At 53.7% G+C, this 257-nt stretch carries 1 tRNA gene; it reads right to left on the reverse strand.

Going from position 1 to position 257, the window contains the following annotated elements:
* Positions 1-138: 138 nt before the first annotated feature.
* Positions 139-213, reverse strand: a tRNA-Glu gene (locus tag AC0T7J_RS25595).
* Between the last annotated feature and the right edge of the window lie 44 nt (positions 214-257).

The raw sequence follows: 257 nt of genomic DNA on the forward strand, positions 1-257 counted from the left end.
ACGCGCTGCGTCGTTTCAATTTTCAGCTTGTTCCGGATTGTTAAAGAGCAAATATCTCAAACGCGGCCCGGCTGCTGACGCAACCAGATCGGTTTTGAGATACTGTATGGAGACACCTTTCACCTGTCACCAAGCAGGTGGCGTCCCCTAGGGGATTCGAACCCCTGTTGCCGCCGTGAAAGGGCGGAGTCCTAACCGCTAGACGAAGGGGACACGATAGTGTCACGACTTCGCAGCCGTCCTGCTCATTACTTTTT

Source organism: Pantoea sp. E956-1, from assembly GCF_982223955.1.